The following is a 26,192-nucleotide window of genomic DNA, read 5'->3' as shown; positions in this document are numbered from 1 at the left end:
CAAAAACGCATTTTCATTTATTTTTCTAATTATTTATTAAATAAAATTAGGATAACTAATTAATTAGTTTTAACTTTAGTTAAGGCAAAGTAATTTGCTATCATCCTTATTATTATTAACTATTATGGAAATTAAAGATTTAACCAAAGCCGAAGAACAGATTATGCAGGTTTTATGGCAATTGGAAAAAGCATTCGTCAAAGAAGTTATTGATGAACTCCCCCTCCCTAAACCTGCTTACAATACCGTATCAACCATTATTAGAATTTTAGAAACCAAAGGTTTTATTGGTCACGAAGCTTTCGGTAAGGCCCACCAATATCATCCTTTAATCAGTAGAGAAGAATATAAACGCCACGCAACAGAAAAGTTGCTGGGCAATTACTTCGAAAATTCGGTAGAGAGTATGTTCTCTTTCTTCGTTAAAGAAGAAAAGCTGGATTTAAGTGATGTTGATGAAATTTTAAAAATGATTAATAAAATTAAACATAAGCCAAAATGAGTTTTGCCCACTACCTATTACAGGTGAACTTATACTTAATTGTTTTTTTCGGTTTTTACAAATTACTGTTAGATAAGGAGACCTATTTCACTTTAAACCGCATTTATTTAGTAGCTGCGGGCGTTTTGTCGTTATCTATACCATTTATCCGTTTAGAATGGCTAACGGAGCAAAGAGCGGCACAACAGGTTTATACTTCAGTTAATTGGGAAGCCGTATTAGCACAAGCAACGATTGTAACGGAGCGCAATACCGGTTTTAACTGGGGGAACGCATTCGTTTACATCTATTGCGCAGGTATTTTGTTCTTCTTAGGTAGATTGGTATTTAACCTGTTAGCGGTTAAAAAACTCATCTCAATAAGCAAAGCAGGCTCGGCTTTCTCTTTTTTTGGCAAAAAAGTAATTGATCGGGAATTACCACAAATGGACGTGATTGATATTCATGAAGAAGCACATATCAAACAATGGCATACAGTAGATATTTTATTTTTCGAAATTATAGGGATTATTACCTGGTTAAACCCTGTGATTTATCTTTATAAAAAAGCAATTAAAAATATCCACGAGTTTTTGGCTGATGAACTTGCTGCCGAATTTCAAGGCGATAAAGCGGAATATGCCATGTTATTGCTAAGTAAGTCGTTCGGCATTTCGCCAAATGCCCTAACAAATGGCTTTTTAGAAAAATCATTGATCAAAAAAAGAATTTTCATGCTTCATAAAGAGCGGTCTAAAAAGATCGCTATTATGAAGTATGGAATTTTTATCCCCTTATTTGCCATTCTAATTGTGTTTTCGTCGGCTACTGTACGCAAAAATGAGAAGTTGTTATCCATTACCGATCAAATCCCTTTAGAGAAACCGATTGAGATTGTTGAAAACATGGTTACAACACCCGAGAAGATAATTCCAGCACCGAAAATTTCAGTTGATGGCAAAACAGATGCAAACTGGAAAGGATTTTATCAGTTTTTATTAAGGAATATTAAATATCCAGGCGCAGCCAGCAGCGATGAGGTACAAGGTAATGCCCAGATAAAATTTAATCTAAAAGGCGGCAGGGTTACCAATGTTACTTCGAATGTAGAACTGGGAGCAGGCTGCGACGAAGAAGTGATGAAAGCAATTTTATCTTATAAAGGATTTAAAACTGTAGCAGATGGCAAATATGCTTTAACGGTAAGTTTTAAAATTCCAGAATCTTCAGAAGAGTTTAAGAATACATTATTGCCGAAATCGGATGGATATGTAAATCTGAACAAGATTAACATCATATCTTATCTTCCCAAAACCGCTGAAACAGAAACCGGTGCTGTTAAATCTGAAAATACCGATAAAGTGTATGATTTCATTTCAATTGAGAAACAACCAGAATTTCCGGGCGGTATAGCCAAGTTTTATAAATACCTGGGTGGCAGCATTAAGTACCCAAAAATGGCACAAGAGAATAATGTGCAGGGTAAAGTCTTCCTCAGTTTTGTTGTTGAAAAAGATGGCTCATTATCAGATGTTCAAATCACACGGGGTTTAGGAAGTGGTACCGATGAAGAAGCGATGAGGGTTATAAAAGAATCGCCAAAATGGAACCCAGGCATCCAGAATGGCTTAGCTGTGAGGGTAAAATATAATATCAACGTTAATTTCACACTCAATGACCCAACAAAAGAAAATAAAACAAGCAGTATACCAACAAACCGGATCACCTTTAAAGATGGCATAAATCAAGAAGCATTGATCATTTTAGATGGTGTGAGGTTGCCAAACAATAACCAATTGGGCACTATAAATCCAAATAACATAGAATCGATTTCTGTTTTAAAAGATCAGGCAGCTGTTAGTCTTTACGGGCCAAGAGCCAAAGCTGGTGTAATTCTAATTACAAGTAAAGGATCCAAAACCAATGCTTTCAGACCATTGGATGCAAAGGAACTTACTATAGACAAAACTTCTAATTTTTTTGAACTTAAAAGAAAATTCTAACCAACATGAAAAATATAATCGCCTTTGCCATAATGATGAGTTTTAGTTTAGTTGGTTTTGCTCAAAAGCCAGATAGCACAAAAACAACCAAAATTACGCTTAGAGGAGCGCCTGCTTTTGGCACTGAACCCTTAATTGTAATAGATGGTAATAAACAGTATATAAGAGGCACATCATCACTTAGTGATGTTGATCCCGATAACATAGAAACTGTAAGTATTTTAAAAGATAGTTTAGCAAGGGCTAAGTATGGACCTGACGGTTTTGCAGGGGTAATAGAAGTTAAAACCAAAAATGGTTCTTTAAGCAGTTCGAAATTTAAAACCGCTCCAATAAAAATTGGCGATACCAAGTTAAAAGGGAAAGTATCAGGATTTAGTATTCGGCCAAATGTACCTAAGCCTAATACGTCCATAACCTTGAGAAATCTATTGAATAGAGATTTTGACCCGAAGGCAGAACCACTTTATATCATTGATGGAAAAGAAGTTTCAGAGATAAAAAGTTTGGATCAGGAATCTATTGCATCAATAGAAGTGCTTAAAGACTCATCTGCAGGAGCCTTACATGGTGATAAGGGCAAAAATGGAGTTGTGATTATTACCACTAAAAAATCAAAAGCAACTCCAAAGAAAAACTAAATAATCAACATTTTAATAAAAAAACAATGAGAAAGCTAATCCTTTTAGCCCTAATGGGCATCGCTATGTGCTTAAATCAAGCAAAAGCACAAGACAATCCAAACAAAGTTTATGATTTTACCTCCCTAGAAAAGGCACCAGATTTTCCTGGAGGAATTAAGAAATTTTATGAATTCTTAGGTCGTGAGATTAAGTACCCTGAAGTAGCCAGGAAAAACAGCACACAGGGAAAAGTATTTGCTTCTTTTGTAGTAGAGAAAAATGGGACGCTAACAGATATTGAGATTACCAGAAGCCTGACAAAAGAAACGGATGACGAAGCCTTAAGAGTATTGAACAAATCGCCAAGATGGAATCCTGGAATATTAAATGGAAAACCTGTTCGCGTGAAATACAACATCAATGTTAACTTCAGTATGAATTAAATCTGAAATTGGCTATTGGCTTAAACACACAAAACCCCAGCAAAATTGCCGGGGTTTTATGTTTTCTCTCCTGTCTCGGAAGACTAAATTTAGAAAAATTTTAATGTATATGCAAATATTACAGAATTAAATTTCTAAATACGTAAAATTTTAATATGCAAACATAAGATTATTACAACTTTCGCAAACTTTTATTTCGAGCCTACTTTGTTGTGCAAGGTTTCGGTTTTAAATTATAAAGTTTCATATGTTTTCACAACAGCAGGTAAATGTTAAATGTGTATCTGTTTTAGTCGTTAGCTTGCTAACAAATCATTAAAATTAATTCATTATTTATTCTTAGCCTATTAACCGGTAATAGACTAATAATGTGCCTTGTGCTGATATTTTATCTAGCTGAAGATCAGTTTGTAGTTCCCTTTAAAACTAAAAAAGCCTCCACGTTGTGGAGGCTCAAGAACCCAGCGGCTAAGCTGGATGCACAGTATATTTTTAAACGGTTTCTTCTGAAATAAATTTTGCAGATGCAAAATCACGGTTCATACGAGCGATATTTTCCAGAGAGATTCCTTTAGGGCATTCGGCTTCGCAAGCACCAGTATTGGTACAGTTACCAAAGCCCTCAGCATCCATTTGCGCAACCATGCTCTGTACCCTGCGGTAACGCTCTGGCTGACCTTGTGGTAACAATGCCAACTGAGAGATTTTAGCTGATACGAATAACATTGCTGAAGCATTTTTACAGGTTGCCACACAAGCACCGCAACCAATACAAGCTGCAGCTTCGAAAGCAGCATCTGCCTGCATTTTAGGAATTGGCAGGTTGTTCGCATCCTGTGCATTACCTGTGTTTACCGAAATAAAGCCACCGGCAGCAATAACTCTATCGAATGCAGAACGATCTACAGTTAAATCTTTTACCACTGGAAAAGCAGCTGCTCTCCAAGGCTCAACAACGATGGTATCACCATCTTTGAAAGAACGCATGTGCAACTGGCAGGTAGTAACCAAGTCTTTTGGTCCGTGCGGACGGCCATTGATAAACATCGAGCACATTCCGCAAATCCCCTCACGGCAATCGTGATCGAATACCACTGGCTCTTCACCCTTATTAATTAATTGTTCGTTTAATACATCGAACATCTCTAAGAAAGACATATCCGGTGAAATATCGGCCAATTTATAATCTACCAAAGCACCTTTGGCATTGTTATTTTTTTGACGCCAAACTTTTAGCGTTAAGTTCATATTTCCTGTACTCATTGTATCTCAGATTTGAGATTTGAGACATTAGATATGAGAACCAAGATTTTCATCTCATTTCTCACATCTCACATCTCTTATCTATTTATAACTTCTTTGTGCTACTTTAATATTTTCAAACTTCAGCTCTTCTTTATGAAGTTCGAAGTTTACACCTTCTTTAAATTCCCAAGCGGCTACGTAAGCATAATTCTCATCATCACGTAGTGCTTCACCTTCTTCTGTCTGATACTCTTCACGGAAGTGACCGCCACAACTTTCGTTACGGTTTAACGCATCAATACACATCAACTCGCCCAGTTCGATAAAATCGGCAACACGGCCGGCTTTTTCCAATTCGGTGTTTAACTCATCAGCTGTTCCAGGCACACGAACATCACTCCAGAATTCAGCACGTAAAGCTCTGATTTCCTGAATTGCCTCATTTAAACCTTTTTCATTACGGGCCATACCACATTTCTCCCACATAATGTGACCTAAACGTTTGTGGAAATGATCTACCGACTTAGTTCCTTTAATATTGATCAGTGTATTTAAAATACCAACTGCTCTTTCTTCAGCCTCTACAAAAGCAGGGTGATCAGTAGGAATTGCTTTTACCGAAATCTCTTTTGATAAATAAGCACCAATAGTGTAAGGAAGAACGAAATAACCATCAGCTAAACCCTGCATCAAAGCAGATGCACCTAAACGATTGGCACCATGATCTGAGAAGTTAGCTTCGCCGGTACAGTATAAACCAGGTACCGATGTCATTAAGTTATAATCAACCCATAAACCACCCATAGTATAGTGAACCGCAGGATAGATACGCATTGGCGTTTCGTAAGGATTTTCACCGGTAATCTGCGCGTACATATCGAACAGGTTACCATATTTTTCCTTAATTACCGCAGTACCTAAGCGCATACAGGTTTCTTTATCAGGATTGTGGTTACCTGCTTTAGCAGCTTCGATTTTTCCGTAACGCTCTGTATTGGCCTTAAAATCTAAATATACTGCCAGTTTAGAAGCACCTACTCCATAACCTGCATCGCAACGCTCTTTCGCAGCACGGGAGGCCACATCACGGGGAACCAAGTTACCGAAAGCAGGGTAACGGCGCTCTAAATAATAGTCTCTTTCATCTTCAGGAATTTCTGAAGCTTTACGGTTATCATCTTTCTTTTTAGGAACCCAGATACGGCCATCGTTACGCAACGACTCAGACATTAGGGTTAATTTAGATTGGTGATCGCCAGAAACCGGGATACAGGTTGGGTGGATCTGCGTATAACATGGGTTTGCAAAATAAGCACCTTGTTTGTGCGCTTTCCAGGCAGCAGTAACATTACTTCCCATCGCGTTGGTAGAAAGATAGAATACGTTACCGTAACCACCTGTTCCCAATACCACCGCATGACCGAAATGACGCTCGATTTCTCCTGTAATTAAGTTACGTGCAATAATGCCACGTGCTTTGCCATCGATTTTAACAACCTCAAGCATTTCGTGGCGGGTATACATTTCTACTTTACCCATACCAATCTGGCGTTCTAAAGCAGAGTATGCTCCTAATAATAACTGTTGACCAGTTTGACCAGCTGCGTAAAAAGTACGTTGTACCTGTGTACCACCGAATGAGCGGTTATCTAACAAACCACCGTACTCACGTGCCAAAGGCACTCCCTGAGCCACACATTGATCTATAATGTTGGCACTTACTTCGGCCAAACGATGCACATTGGCTTCGCGGGCACGATAATCGCCACCTTTAATCGTATCGTAAAAAAGGCGATAAACGCTATCACCATCATTCTGATAGTTTTTTGCTGCATTGATACCACCCTGAGCAGCGATTGAGTGTGCTCTACGTGGTGAATCCTGGAAGCAGAAACATTTTACTTTGTAACCCATCTCGGCCAAAGTAGCCGCTGCCGAAGCACCCGCTAAACCCGAACCTACTATGATTACTTCAATAGTTCTTTTGTTCGATGGGTTTACCAAAGGCACAGAAGACTTATATTTTGTCCATTTGCTGGTTAATTCGCCTTCTGGAATATTTGAATTAATATCTGACATATCTTTTGTGCTAAAAATTATTGAATAAGACCAAAATAAACTGCAATCGGCATGGCTGCGAAAAGGATCGAAATAATAACCGAATACCAAACGCCAGTTCCTTTAATTATACCGTTATATTTTGAGTGGTTCCATCCTAATGTTTGGAATGCAGAAGCAAAACCATGCAATAAGTGGTAGCATAAAGAAAACATAGCAAGAATATATACGACAACCCTTACCGGATCCTGAAATTTCTCTTTCATTACCGCATAAAGATCTTCATGTCCGTTGGCATCAACAGTTGGGATTCCTGTAAAACGGGAAACTATCCAAAAATCTTTCAGGTGAACTACCAGGAAGATCAGCAAAAGCGTACCCAGCAAGCCCATAGAACGGCTGTACCATTTACTGTTTGCCTTACCATCGTTTACGGCGTATTTAACCGGGCGTGCTTTTTGATTTTCCAACGTTAAACGTAACGCCTGAAAAATGTGCGCAAGCAAACCAATAAACAACACAATCTCGCCAGCCCGGATAATCCAGTTAGTGGCCATAAAATGTGCGCCTACGTTAAATGTTAAACCACCGTCGTTAATAAAAATTAAAGCATTAATACCGCAGTGTACAATTAAAAAAAGTATCAGGAAAAAACCTGTAATACCCATGATGAATTTCTTCCCTATTGAAGAAGAAAATGCATTTCCGAAACCACTCATTTGATTAGGATTTATATCTAAATTTCTTGCAAAAGTATCTAATTATGAGTTTAATTTATAAACGAATATGACAAAACAACGATAAAACATTTATTTAGAAACATTCTAAAGCATATTCGGAAATAATTGAAAGATTATTGGATTATTTGTAGTTTCATAAGTTTTTTTACCATTAAGAAATGAAGATCATTAAGGCCTAAGAATCTTATCTATCGGGCAGGATTTTAAAGTATTCATTAACCATAGGAACAATACTTTTGGTAATGTTGTCCGTAAAAAAATTGATCAACAATCCTTGAGGAGCACTTAGAAGTTTCATATAGGTCAGTAATTGTGCCTGATGAACGGGCAAGATATTGGAGATTGCTTTTATCTCAACAACAACACAATCATTAACAAATAGATCGGTGCGTAAATCTAAATCTATTGGCAAATCATCATATACAACCGATAATGTTAACTGTTGCGAAATAGCGTAACCATTTTTCTCCAACTCATATTTTAAGCAGCGCTCGTATATATGCTCTAATAGGCCTGGGCCAAGTGCATTATGAACTTTTATTGCAAAACCTGTGATCTCGTAAGATAATTGCGTAACTTCTTTTTTAGTCATCTCCTAAGTAATTAAAATGAAACACGTAGTCCACATTGCTTTTTAAGCATGCAGAATTAGGGGATGATTAAAATAAGTTGATTATTAAGAACTTACTCTACAACTAAAATAAGATTTTTCTTCTTAACTACCTTAATTTCTTAATGGTAAAATGTTATTAATAACGAAATTTTAAATTTCCTCAACAACAACTAAGTTTTTCGTTATATTGCTCTATCAAATTATTAACATGAAAAAACAGCTCTATTTACTTATTTTGTTAGCCGGCCTCTTCTCTGCCTGCGATCCAGCTCCTGCTACCTTTAATCTAGAAACCAAAAACTTTGGGCCAAATGCCGTAATTACCATTCAAAGCGCTGAAAAGGGCGAAACACTAAAAGTTGAAAACATTACCAATAGCAACCAGACTTTTAAAATCAATATCCCAATAAAAGGCTATGCCACTTTAAGAACCGAGGATGGCAGTCGCACCGGAGAATATTACTTCTATCTTGATAAAGGCAGCTTCAAAGGCGTTCTTGATGGAAAAAACATCAATTCATATCCCTTAAAACACGTTCCAACTGAAGAGGGTGAACAATTTATAAATTATTATAAGTTAAAAGACGGTATGAGTAAAAACCTACTCGACAGTTTGGACATTGCCGAACAGGCATTCGACCAAGCTACAAGAGCCAATGTTTTGGAACGGGCCAAAGATGCCGACCGCTGGAGAGAGAAAAAAATCTTGCTCCAATTAGATATCATAAAGGCCTTTGCCAAAAAGCATCCCAGTTCTGCGCACAGCCTCTTTTTATTGGAACAACTGGGCAGGGCAGATTCGGAGCCCAAAAATTATTTATCAATTTTTAACAGTTTAGATAAAGAAATTCAGGAAAGCAAGAAGGGCAAAAGCCTTCTTGCTGAAATTACACAGGCTAACCAGATGATGGCGGGAAGTAAAATGCCTAATATTGAGGGAGAAAATCCAGACGGAAAAAAGTTCGACCTAGGTATACTTAAAAAGGTAAATTTGATTATATGCTGGACTTCTTATAGTGGAAAAAGCAGAAAAAACAACCAGGTATTGGTTAAACTCTACGAAAAATATAAAAATAAAGATGTAGAATTTATCGGGGTATCGTTCGATAAGAAAAGAGACTGGTGGATAAATGTGATCAAGGACGACCACCTTACCTGGCCACAATATTCAGATCTTCAGGGAGCGAAATCGCCAAATGCAAAAAACCTGAGCAATTATAATGTTACCTACTTCTTTTTAGTAGCTAAAAACGGTACTGTATTAACCAACAATGATCTTTCTTTAGATTTTATTGATAGTGAAATCAGCAAAAATTTGGCAGGCAGATAAAAGGCGAGAATCGACAATCCAAAAGTTGATTCCACAAAAAAAGTCCCGATTTGCACCGGGACTTTTTACGATTTATGTGTTCGAGTTTTCTTAAGCTACTTTAACATTTACCGCGTTTAGGCCTTTTCTACCTTCTTCTACATCGTAGTTTACGGTATCATTCTCGCGAATGTTATCGATTAAGCCTGAAGCATGAACAAAAATTTCGGCATCGCCATTAGATGGAGTGATAAATCCGAAACCTTTAGTTTCATTAAAAAATTTTACTGTTCCTTGTTGCATTATATTGTATTTTAATTTGTTTCAAAGATAGAGTTAAATCCCTATAAATCAATTTTTTATTTTTTATTATACAAATAAATGCTAAATATATTGATAATTTGCCCTTTAAGCCCCATTTAGCAGCCTGATTTAATCCATTATTACTTGATGTATCACCCGGTTTTTATCAATAAAGCACATTCAAAATAAGCCTTTGCCTCCTTTTTTCTATCTAAAAAAGCAAATACCAGCTTAACATATAAATTACTGTCGTAATCGATATAGGTTATTTGGCAAGAAATCAGGCTGAATTAACTATAAACCAGGTTTTCGCGCTGCTCATAATTTACCATTAAATTTTCGGTAATTTTCACTACTAATGTTTCGTGTTCTTTACCATTATAACTTAAGATTAACAGATCACCAATGATTTCGTGTAAAATTAATTTCGGGCTGGTATAGGTGATCGATACCACATGCGCTGCTTTATTTAACAAATCTGAAGTGTAAATATGTAATTCGGCCCAATCGAAAAGGACCGGGTGACCTTCTAAATCGTTTAAAACAGGTATTTTATGTTCCAAGGCAGCAATGCTGTTCATTACGGAGTACTGAAGTTTTTGATGTAATGCATTTGCCTTTTCGCTGGTTTGTTGCATCTGAGCAAAAGTATGCAGCTGCTGATCAAAGCTGTATATTTTTGACCTTTTTTGAAACTCTTTGTAAGTATCGTGAAATATCCGCCTTTCAAATTCCGTTCTGCACATGAAATTGAAATATTGTTTTACACTGAGGTTAATGCTAGCTAAAGCCATAATATTCGGTTTTTGTTGCTGATTCAAATATGGAACAATAAAAAAAATTAATTTATAGCGTGTCGGTAAACGCTGATTATCAATCGGTAAATAGCGAAACTAAATCTTGATTATGAAAAACGGATGAATATTGTTTTGCGTACGAAGATTTGGCTAAATGGCCCTTTATTTAAGATATTTTAACATTTCGAGATATCTAGAATCAGTCGCCCCATTTCATTTTTTTAAAACAGTTTAATTTCCAACAGGTTATTAATATACAAAATAGGTATAACCAAAACTTTTACGATATGGAAACGAGAAACAACCATGGTTTAATCCAGGCTTTACTAGATTGCGCTAGCTTGCGAGCATTGTGCATCGTCATGCTTAAAAGAAGAAGACATCAACATGATGATTGACTGCATTAAACTAGATCGGGACTGCGCAGATATCTGTACCCAGGCAGCCAGGTTATTGCAAAGAGATTCAATTATCGGGCATCAATATTTATTGCTCTGTGAAGAAATATGCAGACTTTGTGCAGCCGAATGTAGCAAACACGATCATGAACATTGCAGACAATGTGCTGTTGCCTGCGAGGAATGTGCAGATGCCTGCCATGCCAATCACGAACCAATCCATCAGGATTAAAAAAAAAGCGTCCCGATTTAAATCGGGACGCTTTTAAAACTATTTTTTATCAGATCAATTACTGCGCTGGGAAGCTATAGTTATAAGAACCTTGCTCGCCAACACCAGAAATACTCACCATGTTGTTTCTCCCTAATGGCAATGCTTTTTGAACATCGGCAACAGAATTTACAGGTTGTCCGTTCACTTTAGTAATGATTAAACCTTTTTCAACTCCAATATTATCAAAGGCTTTTCCTGTAGTTACAGAGGTTACTACAACACCACTATTAATGCCATATTTCGTTTTCTGAGCTTGAGTAGCAGGAGCAAAAGTTGCACCTAATTTCGAAACCTCAGCACCTTTGCTTGTTGCATTTTTGGCTGTAAGACCTACGCTAGCTTCTCCTTTTAAAGTTACGGTGTAATCTTTAAGTGCACCATCCCTCAACACGGTTAACTTAACCTTATCGCCTGGATTTAAACGACCAACTCTTTCCTGAAGATCAGGAGAATCATTGATCACTACGCCATCAACTTTTTTGATGACATCACCTGATTTAATGCCCGCAGCAGCAGCACCGCCACCAGGAACTACATCATTCACATATAAACCGCTTATTTCGTTGGTTTTAATGCCTTCAGGTTTATCTTCTCCGCTTAACGGTACAAAGTTAACGCCAATATAACCACGTTTAACCGAACCATATTTCATAAAATCATCTACAATTTTACGGGCAAGATTAACTGGAATTGCAAATCCGTAACCTTGATTGTATCCGCTTTGCGATGCGATTGCTGAGTTGATACCTACCAATTCGCCATTTGCGTTTACAAGGGCACCACCACTATTACCTGGGTTAATGGCAGCATCAGTCTGAATAAATGATTCGATACTGGTATTTGCCGGGCGATCTGGTCTTTTACCGGTACGTTGGTATTCGCGATATTCCTCTTCAGTAATTTCGTTGCCTTGTTGCTCGCGACCAATAATACCAATACTGCGGTTTTTTGCACTCACAATACCAGCTGTTACCGTAGTATTTAAATCTAACGGGAAACCAACGGCTAAAACCCATTCTCCAACCTGCACATTATCTGAATTACCCATTTTTACAACAGGTAAACCCGTTGCATTTACTTTAATTAAAGCCAAATCGGTATTCGGATCGCGGCCAATTACTTTTGCCTCAACTTTACGTCTGTCTGTTAAAACCACCTCAACCTTCTCTGCATTTTCTACCACGTGGTTATTGGTTACGATATAACCATCCTGACTGATAATTACACCAGAACCCGATGCCGCTCTGGGCTGACGTTGCATCTGACGGCCACCGCCACCGAAGAAATCTTCCATCATATCAAATGGAGAAGAACTTCTGCCACCACCGCTTTGTGCCGCATATGTAGTTTTAATGTGAACTACACCAGGTGCAACAGCTGCTGCCGCCTGCGTAAAATCTGCTGTTCCCGCTGACGATACTTTAAGCGGATTGTTTGCGAAGTACAAATTCTGTTTTTCAGTAATGGTACTGCCCGTTTGGTTACGCTCAAATAGTTTGTAACCCCCAATTGCTGCTGCCCCACCTATAAAAGCAGCCAACACGGTAATTCCTAATATTTTTTTCATGTGTTTGTATATTGTTTTTTAATGGTCATGAAGCTATTAAAAGCTTAGTATTTCTTTAAAAACCGCTAGCTTTTAATGGTTTCATGTGTTTGTATATTGTTTTTTAATGGTCATGAAGCTATTAAAAGCTTAGTATTTCTTAAAAACCGCTAGCTTTTAATGGTTTCATGTGTTTGTATTTATATATTATTTAAAGCCATGATTTATTATAAGCTGATTTGCTAGCTAATTGTTTGGTTAGCTTATAATATTCATTTGTTAAATGTTATTACTTGCAAGAGCACTTTAACTTTGATTTAAGCAGAATGCTCAGGCAGTTTTTATCTGCTCAAATTTCTTTTGTAAGTTTACTCAAATTTAATACCATATAAACGATATTTGTACCCTCAAAGCACTTACTTTTGTGTTAAAAAATGTTAAATCAAAAAACACAAACGGCTAATTACCTTTTGCAACTCAAATATTGCATTAAAATATGAAGCTTTCATGAAAATTAATTTCTTTAAATACCAGGGCGCAGGCAACGATTTTATTTTAATAGACCACACCATGAGTCCGTTAAAAAATATTGATAATCAATTAGTTGAACAATTATGCCATAGAAGATTTGGCATTGGTGCCGATGGATTAATGTTTATTACCAAACATGAGAATTATGATTTTGAGATGCATTATTTTAATGCTGACGGTAAGCTGGGCAGCATGTGCGGAAATGGTGGCAGATGTATTGTTGCCTTTGCCAAACAACTCGGAATCATCGAGCGCGAAACAAACTTTTTGGCAGTAGATGGCCCACATTATGCCAGAATTTCAGAAAATGGCGAATGGGTAGATTTGCAAATGATTGATGTAGATACCATTACCAAAGATGGTGAGGCTTATGTGTTGAACACCGGCTCGCCGCATTATGTTGCATTACAAAGTGATTTAAAAGACTTTGATGTTTTTACTGAAGGGAAAAATATTCGCTACAATGGAACTTATGCAGAAAAGGGTATAAACGTAAACTTTGTAGAAGATAAAGGCGATCATTTATTTGTGCGTACCTACGAGCGCGGTGTTGAAGATGAAACTTATGCCTGCGGTACTGGGGTAACAGCCGTAGCCATGGCGATGGCGAAACACAAAGACCAAACCGGTCATATTAAAACCGCCATTAAAGTTTTGGGTGGTGATATTAAAATAGAATTCGATTACGATGGTAAGGAATTTACCAATGTATTTTTATGTGGCCCGGCCAAACTGGTTTTTGAGGGAGAAGTAGAGTAGATTTTAAATTTTCGTTTTTAGTGATCCGAATAGCTTATCTTTTAGTTTTAGTAGCGTGCTGTATTTCATGCAAACAAAAAAAACAGGCAAAGCATTTTGAGATCAAAGTAGCAAATAGCCCATCAAACGCAAGGATAGATTCTACGAATAAAAAACAAGATTCTCTTTTTCACAATGCTTTAGATCATGTATTTACACTGATCAAAGCCAATTCTAATAATACCTTTGATAAAAGCTTTTCTACGGCACAAGATAATCACCAAGACCATAACCTTAAAGTAGAGGTTAAGTTAGGATACTTATTTTCACAGCGCTATAAGAATTTGCTAATCATAGGTGCATCAAATCTTGAAACAAGGATATACATTTATAATAGCGATGGTACAGGTTTTAATCAATTAATAACCAAAAAGTATTCAAATTATTCTTTCCCCATATTTTCAATTAAGGATATAAATGCTGATGGATTAAAAGATTTTCTAGTCAACTGGTACCCAGCATCTGGTTGTTGCAGAAGAAATATTTATGACTTGTATCTCTCTAAAACAGATAAAACTTTCGGCAAAGAAATAACACTTGTTAACCCTACTTTCTATTCAAAGGAAAGAGTAATCAGAGGTGTTACCTATAATCATCCCGGACTGGCTTCCTTGTATAAATTTAAGTGGAACAAGCTAAATCTGGACACTGTGGAATACATTTACCCCAACTTAAAAGATACGCTTCAGCTTTCATATATTAAGTCAAGCCATAAGAGGTATTCTTCATCAAAAAGCAGGAAATTAGTGCAACTAAAGTCTTTACCAAAAGAATACCGTACAGTTTTAGAAATCGATTATTTTAAATCATATGATCTAAAGGATATTAAAGCAATTTCAAAAAACTATAATAATTAAGCCATTACTTTAGATAAGACGAGCAATATCAAGGGCGCTTGGCTGTACTAAATCGATCAAAATTTTTCATATTTAATGTAATAAAAATCGTATATTTCCTTTGGATTTAACAGCTTTTAACATCTGTCGCAAGATATTTACACACTGTTTTTTATGCCAACAATTACGACAACACAATCTTTAACAGTACTTTAAAGGAAATCCGACATGTTTTCAATCAAAAAATAAATCAATCGATTGATTAAATGACAGAATTCGGACAGATTTATTTTTTTTTAGGCTCTATTTTTGGGCATTTATTGGCGAAAATCGAAGTCCTGTATTTTTTGACAACGCCCTTAATTCCGGAAATTTAAATTTAAACACACAGAAATACCCATGAGAAAAGTAACAACTCTCTTTTTTAGCGTGAGCATTGGTATGCTTCTAGCGTCCTGCGGAAATAACGATGCAGCTAAAAAAGCTGCCGCTGCAGCAGCAGCTGGTCCACAAGCTTACCCTGTTTTTACAGTAACCACACAAAATACAACATTAGATTCTGATTACCCAGCAACAATTGAAGGTATTCAAAATATCGATATCCGTCCGAAAGTTGATGGTTTTATCGAAAAAATATTGGTTGATGAAGGTGCTGTAGTTAAGAAAGGTCAATTGCTTTTCACCATTAATGCACCACAGTACGAGCAACAGGTTAGAACAGCAAGAGCAGCAATTAGCAGCGCCGAAGCTGATGTAAATGCTGCGCAGCTAACGGTAAACAAAACAAAACCCCTGGTAGAAAAAGATATCATTAGTAAATACGATCTTGATGCAGCGCAGCTAACGCTTCAAAGCAGAAAAGCTGCATTGGCACAAGCGAAAGCAGAATTGGCTAATGCACAGGTTAATTTAGGCTATACTTCGATTACCAGCCCTGTTGACGGTGTAGTTGGCAGTATTCCTTTCAGAAATGGAAGTTTAGTGAGCAGCAGCAGCACGCAGCCGTTAACTACTGTTTCTAATACTTCGAAGGTTTACGCCTATTTCTCATTAAACGAGAAACAGCTTTTAGATTTTTCAAGCACCTATAAAGGCAACACACTTGCACAGCAAATGAAAAACATTCCTCCAGTGAGTTTAGTTCTTGCAGATGGAACGATTTATGCGCAGAATGGCAAAATTGAATCCATCAATGGCCAGATTAACACCAGCACTGGTTCGGCAAGTTTAAGGGCAACCTTCCCTAATCCGGTTTTCTTATTAAAAAATGGTGCAAGTGCATCGGTTAGAATTCCTCAGCATGTTGAAAATGCAATTTTAGTTCCTCAAAAATCAACTATCGATTTACAGGGCAAGAAATTCGTCTACATTTTAGGCGATTCGGCTAAGGTGATCAATACCCAAATCGAAGTAATGGAATTAGCCAAAGATAATTTCTACGTGGTTACCAAAGGACTTAAAGCCGGCGATAAAGTTATTTTAGAAGGCTTTCAATCATTAAAAGACGGGACTAAAATTAAACCCGAGGTAAAAAACACCGATTCAGTTTATGCTGAAATAAAAAAATAACAATATAGTCAGTGCAATCACACTATAGCAGTGTAATCCATATTAATTATGTTTAAGAAATTTATAGACAGGCCCGTTTTATCAACAGTTATATCCATTATAATTGTAATATTAGGTGTATTAGGCCTCGTAACTTTACCCATCTCGCAATACCCCGAAATTGCGCCGCCAACCGTTCAGGTGTCGGCCTCGTACCAGGGCGCAAATGCCGATGTGGTAATGAGTAGTGTTGTTGTTCCGCTGGAAGAGCAGATAAATGGTGTAGAAGACATGACTTACATGACTTCTAGTGCCAGTAACGATGGTACCGCAACCATTACCGTTAACTTTAAATTGGGTACAAATGCCGATTTAGCAGCAGTTAACGTGCAAAACCGCGTAGCCAGAGCAACCAGTTTATTACCTGCAGAGGTAACCAGATCGGGTGTAATTACGGCAAAAAGACAGGCGAGTAACTTACTTATTTTTGCCATCTACAGTGATGATCCATCATACGATCAGAAGTTTTTACAGAATTATGCCAACATTAACATCATCCCCGAAATTAAAAGGATTAGCGGTGTGGGTGATGCAAGTGCATTCGGTACTTTAGATTACACCATGCGGATCTGGCTTAAGCCGGAAGTAATGGCTGTTTATGGTCTGGTACCGAATGATGTAAGTGTAGCCTTGGCAGAGCAAAACATAGAAGCTGCACCAGGTCAGTTTGGTGAGCAGGGAAATCAGGCTTTTCAATACACGTTAAAATATAGTGGTCGATTAAAAACAGAAACTGAATTTAGCAACATCATTATCAAGGCGGATGCAAACGGACAGATTCTTCGCCTAAAAGATGTGGCCAGGATAGAACTTGGTGCACAAAGTTATGCCAGTTATGTAAAGTTTAACGGCAAACCTGCTTTAGGTATTGCCATTAGCCAAACGGCGGGCTCGAATGCGAAAGAAGTAATCGAAAACTCGATCAAAACTTTAGATAAAGCTGCAACTTCTTTCCCTAAAGGTGTTCATTACGAAACGGTGGTTAACGTAAATAACTTCCTGGATGCCTCAATCGAAAAGGTAATCCACACCTTGATTGAAGCATTTATTTTGGTGTTCTTAGTGGTATTTATTTTCCTACAGGATTTCCGTTCAACCTTAATACCAGCAATTAGTGTTCCGGTGGCTATTATCGGTACCTTCTTCTTCCTGAGTTTATTCGGTTTTACCATTAACCTGTTAACCTTATTTGCATTGGTACTGGCCATCGGTATTGTGGTAGATGATGCCATTGTGGTGGTTGAGGCCGTGCATGCCAAGCTTGATGCCGGTTACAAAGACCCGAAAAAGGCAACAAAAGATGCCATGGATGACATTAGTGGTGCGATTATTTCGATTACACTCGTAATGGCAGCGGTATTTATCCCGGTAAGTTTTATCCAGGGTTCATCGGGTGTATTTTATAAACAATTCGGTTTAACATTGGCTATCGCGATTATTTTATCAGCGATTAACGCCCTAACATTAAGTCCGGCGCTGTGTGCGATGTTCTTAAAACCACATGCAGAAGATCACGAAAAAAGTAAAAATTTCTTGCAGCGTTTTTATACCGCTTTCAATACTTCATTTGATGCCGTAACGCAAAAATATAAACGCTCTGTTGGCTTCCTGGGCAAAAAAAGGTGGCTTGCAGGTTTAGGAATTGCTGTTTTCGCAGTGGTGTTAGTGTGGATTATGAATACTACGCCTAAAGGTTTCGTACCAAACGAAGATTTAGGAACCGTGTTCTCTGATATTTCATTGCCACCTTCTACTTCACAGGAAGAAACCGATAAGATAATTGTACAAATCAACGATATTGTAAGTAAGGTGCCAGAGGTAGAGGCTACATTTAGGGTTGTTGGCCGAAGTCTGATCAGCGGCTCGGGTAGCTCTTATGGTATGGTTATCGCAAGGCTTAAACCATGGGATAAACGTAAGCGTGATGTTAAAGCCATTATTGGTGAATTATTTGCAAAAGCAGCCAGCATTAAGGGTGCGAAGGTAATTTTCTTTGCTCCGCCAACCATTCAGGGTTTTGGTACCGGTGGTGGTTTCGAGTTCCAGTTACAGGATAAAACCGGTGGCGACATCAAAAAATTCAACGAAGTGGGTAATGCATTTTTAGCCGCATTAAGTAAACGCCCTGAAATTCAATATGCATCAACCTCGTTCAACCCGAATTTCCCACAATATCAGATCGATGTAAATGTGGCAAAAGTGAAACAAGCTGGCTTAACGGTTAGTGATGTGTTGGGTGTTTTGCAAGGTTATTATGGTGGTGTTTATGCCTCAAACTTTAATAAATTTGGTAAACAGTACAGGGTAATGTACCAGGCAGATGCCAAGTACCGTGCTAATCAACAAAGTTTAACCAGCATTTATGTGCGTAATTCGAGCGGTACAATGGCCCCTATTTCTGAGTTTATCACATTAGAAAAAGTTTACGGCCCACAGGCTATTTCACGTTTCAACTTGTATACCTCAATTGCAGTTACAGGTAACCCAAATGCAGGGTTTAGTTCTGGTGATGCCATTAAGGCCATTCAGGAAGAAGCCGCAATTCACCTTCCAGCAGGTTATGGATATGAGTTCTCTGGTTTATCGCGTGAAGAAGTGAGCAGTGGCAGTCAGACCATTTTTATCTTTCTGCTTTGCGTAATCTTTGTGTACTTCCTGCTTTCGGCACAGTACGAAAGTTATATCTTACCATTGGCAGTATTGTTTTCATTACCAATTGGTTTAGCCGGGGTATTCATCTTCGATAAAATATTTGGTGTAGATAATAACATTTATACACAGATTACCCTCATCATGCTTGTAGGACTACTTGCAAAGAATGCCATTTTAATTGTAGAGTATGCGGTAGACAGGCGGCGAAAGGGAATGAGTATTATTAACTCGGCTATTGATGGTGCAACTGCCCGTTTACGCCCAATCTTGATGACCTCTTTTGCTTTTATTCTAGGCTTATTACCTTTAATGTTATCATCAGGTGTTGGTGCAGCAGGTAATACTTCAATTGGTACCGGAGCTGTAGGCGGTATGTTAATCGGTACTATATTCGGTGTGTTTGTAATTCCAGCCTTGTTCATTGTTTTCCAAACCTTACAGGAAAAAATAAGTAACAATTCTCCTTTTGAGGAAGGCATTGATCGCGAACAGACAGAAGAAGAGTACGAGCTAGCGGTTAACCGTCCACATTAATTTTAAAACCATGAAATTTAGATATAAGCATTCCATTTTTATCGGTGTAGCCATCCTCAGTCTAAGCGCCTGCGTAACTAAAAAATACGAGCGCCCACAACTTAAGAGCGAAGGTTTATACCGTGATAACAATAACACAGATACAACAACCATTGCCGATTTGCAATGGAAAACGTTGTTTTCAGACACTACTTTACAGTCGCTGATCCAACAGGGGATAAATGAAAATTTAGACTTGAAACAAGCGATTGAACGCATTAAAATTGCAGAAGCCACTTTAATTCAAAGCCGTGGGGCATTATTGCCAAGCTTACAGGCCGATGTAAGCGTAGCGGATAATAAACAATCGCAGGCCTCCTTAAACTTTCCTCCCGGGATTAACATTAATTTAGAAACCCAAACCTATAAAGCACAATTGAGTACCAGTTGGGAAGCTGACATTTGGGGAAAATTAAGCAGCGCAAAGCGTGGTGCTTACGCTACTTTATTACAAAGTGATGCAGCAAAACGCGCTGTTCAAACGCAGTTAATTGCCACAATTGCCAACAATTATTATACTTTATTGGCACTTGACAAACAATTGGCCATTACCGAGCAGACTATTAAGGTTAGAACACAGGATGTTGAAACCATGAAAGCCTTAAAACAAGGTGCTGTAGTTAATGGTGCGGCTGTTGTACAGAGTGAAGCCAATTTATACGCGGCTCAGGTAACCTTGCCGGATTTAAAAAGAAGCATTAAAGAGGCCGAAAATGCTTTAAGTGTTTTGGTTGCTAAGGCGCCAAATGCAATTAACCGTACCACCTTGGATCAGCAGACACCGTATGCTAATCTACAAACCGGCGTTTCTGCACAATTGTTAAAAAACCGCCCGGATGTGATTGCGGCCGAATTTGGTTTCAGATCGGCTTTCGAAAACACAAACGTAGCAAAAGCTTATTTTTATCCAGCTTTAACCATTACCGCAACAGGTGGCTTATCAAGCTTACAATTACAGGATTTCTTCAGCAAATCTATCTTCTATAATTTGGTGGGTGGTTTAACGCAGCCAATTTTTGCTAAAGGCGCAAACAAAGCACGTTTAAAAACAGCTGAGGCTAATCAACAGATTGCTTTTTACAACTTTCAACAAACACTGTTAACCGGTGGGCAGGAAGTATCGAATGCTTTGTATGCCTATCAAACAGCTTCAGAAAAAGAAGAAACAAGGGCAAAACAAATTGCCTCGTTAACCAAAGCAGTAGATTTTACCAAAGAATTGTTACGTTACAGTTCGGCAACAAACTATACTGACGTTTTAACTTCAGAACAAAGTTTGTTAGCAGCCCAATTAAGTGGCATTAATGATCGATTACAAAAACTACAATCGGTTGTAAACCTTTACCGTGCATTAGGCGGTGGCTGGAAATAAAAAATATTAACAAAGTTTTTAAGGCATTCTGATTTTCAGGATGCCTTTTTTGGTTTAGGCCAGTCTAGTAATAGCATTACAATTTGATCAATCGCGATAATAAAAACGAGCGTATGCTTAGTGAAGCGCTCAATTATTTTCAGAAAAATAATGTACGTTTGTTTCACTAAAACGCTAGCCACTAAATAGTTTATTTGTATTTTGGCTGCACCAAACAATTTTATGCGCTTCTCAAAACTGCTAGCCCTATTTGTCGGCTTATTTTTCTGCAATAATATATATGCTCAAACTTATGTAGTAACCAGTAATGCCGATAGTGGCCCTGGAACATTAAGAGAGGGATTAACACAAGCCGCTATAGCCAATAGGATAACTACTTTTACCATTAACTTCAATTTGCCAGGAACGCCTAGCGACAATGCCAACCGTACCATTAGGTTACGTTCGGCATTACCTGTGGTTTCTTCAAATGTAGTAATTGATGGCACTTCGCAGGCTTCGTGGCCAGCACTTGGTGTTTCGGGCGCCAAAGTAATTTTAGAGCCTGAGTATCCAAACACTACGTTTTCGGGTTTGGTTATCGGCCAGTCATCAAGCACGCAGATCCAAACTACTGGCGTTGAGGTTTATGGTTTATACATCCGTAATTTTGCTGCGATCAACAATTTACAAAATGTAAATATGGCTCAAGGCTCGGGAATTGTGATCGATTATCGTGCAAATAATATTACCATCGGTGCTCCAAATAAAGGAAATGTTATTGGAGGCAACATTAACGGTATTATTGTACAGAACAGCTATTATTTTACCACCATCACCGCCACTAAAATTAAGATCCAATCGAACTTAATCGGAGTGATATATGATGGAATAACCCCAAACACCAATGTTTTTGGTATTTCGGCCAATTTATACGATAGCGCACTGGATGTGGGTGGTGATAATGCTGGTGAAGGAAACGTAATTGCCGCAAACCGGATTAATGTAGATATCACCCGGTCATCGTACTCCACCAATGCAAGGTTTGATGTCAACGTGATCAATAATAAAATCGGGGTCGATTATACCGGCAAAAAAGACTTTCATGAATTACCGATATTTCTTTCTTCTTCAGCTTTAGAAATTGCAGGTTTAAAGGTTAATGCGGTAAATACGTCGCTTTATGTCCGCAATAATATTATCGGCGGAAACAGAACTACAGGGGTTTCGATCACCAATTCAGATTTTATTTTAACGGGTAATGCCATTGGTACCGATGCTGCCGGAGCAGTAGTGATGAGTAACGGAATTGGCGTAAAAATAGAGTTGGGTGCAGGAGGAACCATCGGCGGCGCAACACCTGCCGAAGCAAACTTAATTGCCAACAACAATTTCGGTGTCGAAACGGTATCTTCAAAACCTATAAAAATCACCAGGAACAGTTTCTTTTGCAACAAGACATTTGGCATCGGAAAAACGCTATCTATCCTTCAACCCTACATTCAGGTGCTGAAAAAAAGAAATGATTATGTTTCGGGCAGGGCTACACCCAATTCAGAAGTAGAACTATTTTATACTATAAATTGCCAAGGTATCTGCGAGGGTAAAACCTATATCGCAACTGTACAGGCTGGTAGTGATGGCAGGTGGGAATACAATGGCAATTTAACCGGAATGGTCACCGCAACTGCCAGTTTATTAAATGCCACCACCTCCCCTTTCTCTACTGCTGAACTATTACCAAACGAAGCTATAGTAGAACCTGTAACCTGTAATGCCAATGGATCAATCACCATCTCAGAGCCCCGCGAAGGCTTTACTTTTAGTTGGGTAAAAATAGAAACTGACGGTAGCCGCGTACCTAAAGGAAATACACAGAGCATCTCCAATTTAGATGTAGGCACTTATGAAGTGACCGTTGATGATGGCTGTAAAGCATTTCCATCGGTGTTTATCATCAAAGATCAAAAGTTAACCAAACCTACTATCCAACCCGTTTCTCCCATCTGCGGACAAACTACTTTTACATTTACCGCTGAGGTTTTAAGAGGGAAAGGGGTATTAAAATACGAGTGGATAAACACTGCAACGAATGCCGTTGTAAGCAGAACAAACCCGGCAAATTTACCTGAAGGTACTTACTTCGTAAAAGTATCGGATGAGGCAAGCTGTGCATTAGATTCTGATCCGATTACGGTTAAAAGAAAAGCTCAACCCAAAATAAGTGGTCCAACATCGAACAATCCTGCAGCTTGTGGAAAAGAAAATGGGAGTCTAAAAGGCTTTACAATTACCGATGCTACAGGAACATTAAGCTATAAATGGTTCAAATATGATGTAGATGGAAAACTTGGAACAGATGTTATTTCCGATCAGCTCGAATTAGTAAATGTTGGAGGAGGCAGGTATAGTCTTTCGGTATATGATGAAGGGCCATGCTCACCAGCTCCGTCACAATCTTTTTTTATTAATACCTACAATGATGTTGCTATTAGTGGTGGCTCAGTTACCCCGGCCAGGTGTGGAATTCCCAATGGTGTCATCGACAACGTTTCAATTACTAATGCCGATACCTACGAATGGTTGGATCCAACTATGCAACGCATTATCAAAGGATCATACTCACCAGGCATGTCAATAAAGATTAAAGACCTTGCACCTGGCACTTATACCCTAAGAGCCAGTAACTCCTTGTATAGCTGCACATTGGACAAGCCTTTTAGAGTAGATGCACTACAGCCAACGATTTATACATTTACACCATCGGTAAATAATACCACATGCGGATTAATTAACGGAAGCATTAGCTTAAACTTCAATTCTACTCTTCCAACATCGTTCAAATGGGTGGATGAATCCGGAACAACAATTACTGGCGGTACCAAAACTGGCAGTGCAATTGAGCTTAAAAATCTGCCAGGTGGTAATTACAGAATGTTCGCTTATGATGTTAACAATTGTGAAACCATACTAGGCCCCTACCCAATTAATGTCACGCCTCTGTTAACTATTGTGCCTAAAACCGGAACAACAGTTAAAGATGGTTGTTCCTTAAAAAGAGGTTCTGTTACAGGAGTGCAGGTAATTGGAGGTGTGCCTGGTTACGATTTTAAATGGATAAATGAAGCTGGCGAAGCCGTTCAATATACTCAAGATCTAATTAATGTTGGCGCAGGCACCTATCGCTTAGAGGTAAAAGACAAAACATCTTGTGGTTATGCCATCAGCGAAGCTTATACCGTAGTAGACGAACCTTTTAAAATCATAGCGCCCATCATCAACGATCTACGCGTTTGTTATGTATCAGATATTGTTTTGCCTGTAATTGCCCCTGAAGAAGGCACCTACCAGCTCTTTGAAAAAATTGATGATACGAAGCCATTTTTAGAAAACACCAACGGAATATTCAAATTTAGGGTAGCCAAAACGGCCGATTATTTTGTGAGGAGAAAACTGGGTTCTTGTACAAGCGAGTTTACCAAGGTACATGTAGAAGTAACACATGATAACCTGGAGGTTACCAACACCATGACCCCAAATGGAGATGGCATGAACGACGTTTGGCAAGTGAGGGGTTTACCAGATTTTAAGGGCACCAACATTAAAATCTACACCCGAGGCGGTCAGTTGGTTTACGAATCGATCGGCAATTATACCAAACCATTTGATGGCCATTTTAGGGATAAAGAATTACCAGCAGGGGTTTATTATTATGTGATCGATTTGCGGGCTGAATGTAAACCACTAGGTGGCAGTATAACACTTTTACGTTAAAACTGCCGACTTGGACAAAGCACCTGATAGCGGTTATTCAATAAAATACCCAGTACAATTTCATGGGTACCATTATTTACCGAACGTAATCCTGAAGTATTTACATCATAAGAATAGCTCAGGTTTACCAGCGATGCAATATTAAATCCTGCCAGAAGCGAAAAAGAATCGTTGTTTCTGAAACTGGTTCCAACCCAAAATTTATCCTTATAGGCAAATTTCAAATTGGCATCGAAAGTAGCCGGAGCGTTGGCCCAGTATGAAATCAAACCAGAGGGGATCATTGCAATATCCTCATCGATAAATATTTTATAACCTGCCGTTCCGTAAAAAGTAGCCGCTTGGTATGGACTGGTTTTAACTTGATTATTTACAATACTGCTTTTATTTCCAACCAGCTGTTTTGCTGAAACACCAGCAAAAAATCGTGGACTATACAACCAAATACCTGCGCCAATATCGGGTCTAATTTTGTTGTTATAATCGGCAGAGAATAAAGGGTCGCCCGATTCATCGGCTATAATTCCGCGCACATCAACACTGATTGATTTAAATCCGCCTGATAAACCCACTGATAAATTTACTTCATTTGTAATACCCAAATGATATGCATAGGTTAAATTTACATTAGTCTGCCGAACCAAACCCGCTTTATCCGTCATGGCCACCAGGCCAATTCCGTGGTGAGGCTCTGCCGCGGTGTAGCTGTTTACAAAACTTCTGCTCATTGGATTGTCTCCATTCCCGGCAAATGAATTTACATTGCTCCGAACAAAATCTTCGCCAATAGCAGTGCTTAAAGAGAGGTATTGTGTGCTTGGCGCACCTTCTAAACCGCTCCATTGTTTGCGTAAACCTATTTTTAAATCTGTATAATTATCTATTCCCGATAATGCGGGGTTCAACAGGATATTGTTAAAAATATATTGGGTACTCCGGGGAATTTCTTGCGCATAGCTACAAAAGAATAAGCAGGCAAACAGAGAGAGCGCGTAAAAAAATTTCATTTAAACCTTAGTAGTGATGCGTTAATTGATTGATAATAAAAAGCCTATCAATACAAGGGCTAAGATAATAAGTTGTAGCCAATTATAAAGTATTTAATATTTATCTGCCTCTAACTTCAAAATAGGCTCCCAATCCAATGGTAACAATTGGCAGCCCTTTCAAATTCCGATAAAAAACTGATAATTTTATCTCAAAAACAGCTACTTCTTTTTGATGTAACCTCAAAAT

Annotated in this window: 20 protein-coding genes; 12 read left to right on the top strand and 8 right to left on the bottom strand. The window is 38.2% G+C overall.

The genetic code is table 11. The features are described 5' to 3' along the window. Positions 1–124 precede the first annotated feature (124 nt). From ACTJKN_RS11925 to ACTJKN_RS11910, 4 genes are read left to right on the top strand one after another with little or no spacing between them, the layout of a single operon-like run. Positions 125–502 (top strand): BlaI/MecI/CopY family transcriptional regulator, encoded by a 378-nt coding sequence (locus ACTJKN_RS11925; RefSeq protein WP_029280636.1) that lies wholly within the window; start codon positions 125–127, stop codon positions 500–502. Next, entirely contained in the window at positions 499–2,484 is a 1,986-nt protein-coding gene (locus ACTJKN_RS11920) for a TonB family protein (RefSeq protein ID WP_440825217.1), read from the top strand. Before ACTJKN_RS11925 ends, ACTJKN_RS11920 begins: the two co-directional genes overlap by 4 nt. 5 nt (positions 2,485–2,489) lie before the next feature. Next, positions 2,490–3,125 carry a TonB-dependent receptor plug domain-containing protein gene (locus ACTJKN_RS11915; RefSeq protein ID WP_440825215.1) on the top strand — a complete coding sequence of 212 codons (636 nt, stop codon included), beginning with the start codon at positions 2,490–2,492 and terminating at the stop codon, positions 3,123–3,125. 26 nt (positions 3,126–3,151) lie between these two features. After that, on the top strand, positions 3,152–3,550 hold the full coding sequence (locus ACTJKN_RS11910; RefSeq protein ID WP_440825213.1) for an energy transducer TonB: 399 nt from the start codon (positions 3,152–3,154) through the stop codon (positions 3,548–3,550). 492 nt (positions 3,551–4,042) lie between these two features. Here the strand turns inward: ACTJKN_RS11910 and ACTJKN_RS11905 are convergent, their stop codons facing one another. The 4 genes from ACTJKN_RS11905 to ACTJKN_RS11890 form a co-directional block, all read right to left on the bottom strand. Further along, on the bottom strand, positions 4,043–4,813 hold the full coding sequence (locus tag ACTJKN_RS11905; RefSeq protein ID WP_029278232.1) for a succinate dehydrogenase/fumarate reductase iron-sulfur subunit: 771 nt from the start codon (positions 4,811–4,813) through the stop codon (positions 4,043–4,045). Positions 4,814–4,894: 81 nt separating this feature from the next. Then, entirely contained in the window at positions 4,895–6,874 is a 1,980-nt protein-coding gene (locus ACTJKN_RS11900; RefSeq protein WP_138819581.1) for a fumarate reductase/succinate dehydrogenase flavoprotein subunit, read from the bottom strand. A 17-nt stretch (positions 6,875–6,891) separates the two neighbouring features. Continuing rightward, positions 6,892–7,572 (bottom strand): succinate dehydrogenase cytochrome b subunit, encoded by a 681-nt coding sequence (locus ACTJKN_RS11895; protein ID WP_440825210.1) that lies wholly within the window; start codon positions 7,570–7,572, stop codon positions 6,892–6,894. A gap of 205 nt (positions 7,573–7,777) precedes the next feature. Then, positions 7,778–8,185 carry a GxxExxY protein gene (locus ACTJKN_RS11890; RefSeq protein WP_440825207.1) on the bottom strand — a complete coding sequence of 136 codons (408 nt, stop codon included), beginning with the start codon at positions 8,183–8,185 and terminating at the stop codon, positions 7,778–7,780. Between the two features lie 229 nt (positions 8,186–8,414). Between ACTJKN_RS11890 and ACTJKN_RS11885 the strand changes: the two genes are divergently transcribed. Continuing rightward, entirely contained in the window at positions 8,415–9,536 is a 1,122-nt protein-coding gene (locus ACTJKN_RS11885) for a TlpA family protein disulfide reductase (protein WP_440825206.1), read from the top strand. Between the two features lie 90 nt (positions 9,537–9,626). On the opposite strand, the gene ACTJKN_RS11880 is transcribed toward ACTJKN_RS11885, so the two are convergent. Together ACTJKN_RS11880 and ACTJKN_RS11875 are read right to left on the bottom strand one after the other, a co-directional pair. Next, positions 9,627–9,818 carry a cold-shock protein gene (locus tag ACTJKN_RS11880; protein ID WP_010599638.1) on the bottom strand — a complete coding sequence of 64 codons (192 nt, stop codon included), beginning with the start codon at positions 9,816–9,818 and terminating at the stop codon, positions 9,627–9,629. A gap of 290 nt (positions 9,819–10,108) precedes the next feature. Then, entirely contained in the window at positions 10,109–10,612 is a 504-nt protein-coding gene (locus tag ACTJKN_RS11875) for a hypothetical protein (protein ID WP_440825204.1), read from the bottom strand. 390 nt (positions 10,613–11,002) lie between these two features. Here ACTJKN_RS11875 and ACTJKN_RS11870 point away from each other — a divergent pair, with 390 nt between their 5' ends. Continuing rightward, positions 11,003–11,245 carry a four-helix bundle copper-binding protein gene (locus tag ACTJKN_RS11870; protein WP_440825202.1) on the top strand — a complete coding sequence of 81 codons (243 nt, stop codon included), beginning with the start codon at positions 11,003–11,005 and terminating at the stop codon, positions 11,243–11,245. A gap of 58 nt (positions 11,246–11,303) precedes the next feature. On the opposite strand, the gene ACTJKN_RS11865 is transcribed toward ACTJKN_RS11870, so the two are convergent. After that, a complete protein-coding gene (locus ACTJKN_RS11865; RefSeq protein WP_440825200.1) occupies positions 11,304–12,854 on the bottom strand; it encodes a trypsin-like peptidase domain-containing protein in 1,551 nt (516 codons plus the stop codon). A 486-nt stretch (positions 12,855–13,340) separates the two neighbouring features. Between ACTJKN_RS11865 and dapF the strand changes: the two genes are divergently transcribed. The 6 genes from dapF (at position 13,341) to ACTJKN_RS11835 (ending at position 24,956) form a co-directional block, all read left to right on the top strand. Beyond that, entirely contained in the window at positions 13,341–14,123 is a 783-nt protein-coding gene (dapF, locus tag ACTJKN_RS11860; protein ID WP_440825198.1) for a diaminopimelate epimerase, read from the top strand. A gap of 20 nt (positions 14,124–14,143) precedes the next feature. Then, positions 14,144–15,019, top strand: coding sequence for a hypothetical protein (locus ACTJKN_RS11855; protein ID WP_440825196.1), 876 nt, complete (start codon positions 14,144–14,146; stop codon positions 15,017–15,019). A gap of 378 nt (positions 15,020–15,397) precedes the next feature. Then, on the top strand, positions 15,398–16,567 hold the full coding sequence (locus tag ACTJKN_RS11850; RefSeq protein WP_440825194.1) for an efflux RND transporter periplasmic adaptor subunit: 1,170 nt from the start codon (positions 15,398–15,400) through the stop codon (positions 16,565–16,567). Positions 16,568–16,615: 48 nt separating this feature from the next. Beyond that, positions 16,616–19,792, top strand: coding sequence for an efflux RND transporter permease subunit (locus ACTJKN_RS11845; RefSeq protein ID WP_440825192.1), 3,177 nt, complete (start codon positions 16,616–16,618; stop codon positions 19,790–19,792). A 10-nt stretch (positions 19,793–19,802) separates the two neighbouring features. Further along, on the top strand, positions 19,803–21,203 hold the full coding sequence (locus tag ACTJKN_RS11840) for an efflux transporter outer membrane subunit (protein WP_440825191.1): 1,401 nt from the start codon (positions 19,803–19,805) through the stop codon (positions 21,201–21,203). A gap of 222 nt (positions 21,204–21,425) precedes the next feature. Then, a complete protein-coding gene (locus ACTJKN_RS11835) occupies positions 21,426–24,956 on the top strand; it encodes a gliding motility-associated C-terminal domain-containing protein (protein WP_440825189.1) in 3,531 nt (1,176 codons plus the stop codon). Here ACTJKN_RS11835 and ACTJKN_RS11830 read toward each other — a convergent pair. After that, a complete protein-coding gene (locus ACTJKN_RS11830) occupies positions 24,953–25,963 on the bottom strand; it encodes a PorP/SprF family type IX secretion system membrane protein (RefSeq protein WP_440825188.1) in 1,011 nt (336 codons plus the stop codon). The two genes, ACTJKN_RS11835 and ACTJKN_RS11830, sit on opposite strands and share 4 nt — an antisense overlap. Positions 25,964–26,192 lie beyond the last annotated feature (229 nt).

This window comes from Pedobacter sp. 22163, from assembly GCF_052045595.1.
Lineage (GTDB): Bacteria > Bacteroidota > Bacteroidia > Sphingobacteriales > Sphingobacteriaceae > Pedobacter.
The sequence above is the reverse complement of the archived record's forward strand: the minus strand, read 5'-3'. Positions and strand labels throughout refer to the sequence as shown.

What these genes read in the sequence shown, in the direction of transcription:
- ACTJKN_RS11835 (WP_440825189.1), top strand. Translation starts at nt 21,426, where the DNA reads ATGCGCTTCTCAAAACTGCTAGCCCTATTTGTCGGCTTATTTTTCTGC.
- ACTJKN_RS11900 (WP_138819581.1), bottom strand. Translation starts at nt 6,874, where the DNA reads ATGTCAGATATTAATTCAAATATTCCAGAAGGCGAATTAACCAGCAAA.
- dapF (WP_440825198.1), top strand. Translation starts at nt 13,341, where the DNA reads ATGAAAATTAATTTCTTTAAATACCAGGGCGCAGGCAACGATTTTATT.
- ACTJKN_RS11905 (WP_029278232.1), bottom strand. Translation starts at nt 4,813, where the DNA reads ATGAGTACAGGAAATATGAACTTAACGCTAAAAGTTTGGCGTCAAAAA.
- ACTJKN_RS11915 (WP_440825215.1), top strand. Translation starts at nt 2,490, where the DNA reads ATGAAAAATATAATCGCCTTTGCCATAATGATGAGTTTTAGTTTAGTT.
- ACTJKN_RS11885 (WP_440825206.1), top strand. Translation starts at nt 8,415, where the DNA reads ATGAAAAAACAGCTCTATTTACTTATTTTGTTAGCCGGCCTCTTCTCT.
- ACTJKN_RS11865 (WP_440825200.1), bottom strand. Translation starts at nt 12,854, where the DNA reads ATGAAAAAAATATTAGGAATTACCGTGTTGGCTGCTTTTATAGGTGGG.
- ACTJKN_RS11925 (WP_029280636.1), top strand. Translation starts at nt 125, where the DNA reads ATGGAAATTAAAGATTTAACCAAAGCCGAAGAACAGATTATGCAGGTT.
- ACTJKN_RS11870 (WP_440825202.1), top strand. Translation starts at nt 11,003, where the DNA reads ATGATGATTGACTGCATTAAACTAGATCGGGACTGCGCAGATATCTGT.
- ACTJKN_RS11920 (WP_440825217.1), top strand. Translation starts at nt 499, where the DNA reads ATGAGTTTTGCCCACTACCTATTACAGGTGAACTTATACTTAATTGTT.
- ACTJKN_RS11910 (WP_440825213.1), top strand. Translation starts at nt 3,152, where the DNA reads ATGAGAAAGCTAATCCTTTTAGCCCTAATGGGCATCGCTATGTGCTTA.
- ACTJKN_RS11895 (WP_440825210.1), bottom strand. Translation starts at nt 7,572, where the DNA reads ATGAGTGGTTTCGGAAATGCATTTTCTTCTTCAATAGGGAAGAAATTC.
- ACTJKN_RS11840 (WP_440825191.1), top strand. Translation starts at nt 19,803, where the DNA reads ATGAAATTTAGATATAAGCATTCCATTTTTATCGGTGTAGCCATCCTC.
- ACTJKN_RS11875 (WP_440825204.1), bottom strand. Translation starts at nt 10,612, where the DNA reads ATGGCTTTAGCTAGCATTAACCTCAGTGTAAAACAATATTTCAATTTC.
- ACTJKN_RS11850 (WP_440825194.1), top strand. Translation starts at nt 15,398, where the DNA reads ATGAGAAAAGTAACAACTCTCTTTTTTAGCGTGAGCATTGGTATGCTT.
- ACTJKN_RS11880 (WP_010599638.1), bottom strand. Translation starts at nt 9,818, where the DNA reads ATGCAACAAGGAACAGTAAAATTTTTTAATGAAACTAAAGGTTTCGGA.
- ACTJKN_RS11830 (WP_440825188.1), bottom strand. Translation starts at nt 25,963, where the DNA reads ATGAAATTTTTTTACGCGCTCTCTCTGTTTGCCTGCTTATTCTTTTGT.
- ACTJKN_RS11890 (WP_440825207.1), bottom strand. Translation starts at nt 8,185, where the DNA reads ATGACTAAAAAAGAAGTTACGCAATTATCTTACGAGATCACAGGTTTT.
- ACTJKN_RS11845 (WP_440825192.1), top strand. Translation starts at nt 16,616, where the DNA reads ATGTTTAAGAAATTTATAGACAGGCCCGTTTTATCAACAGTTATATCC.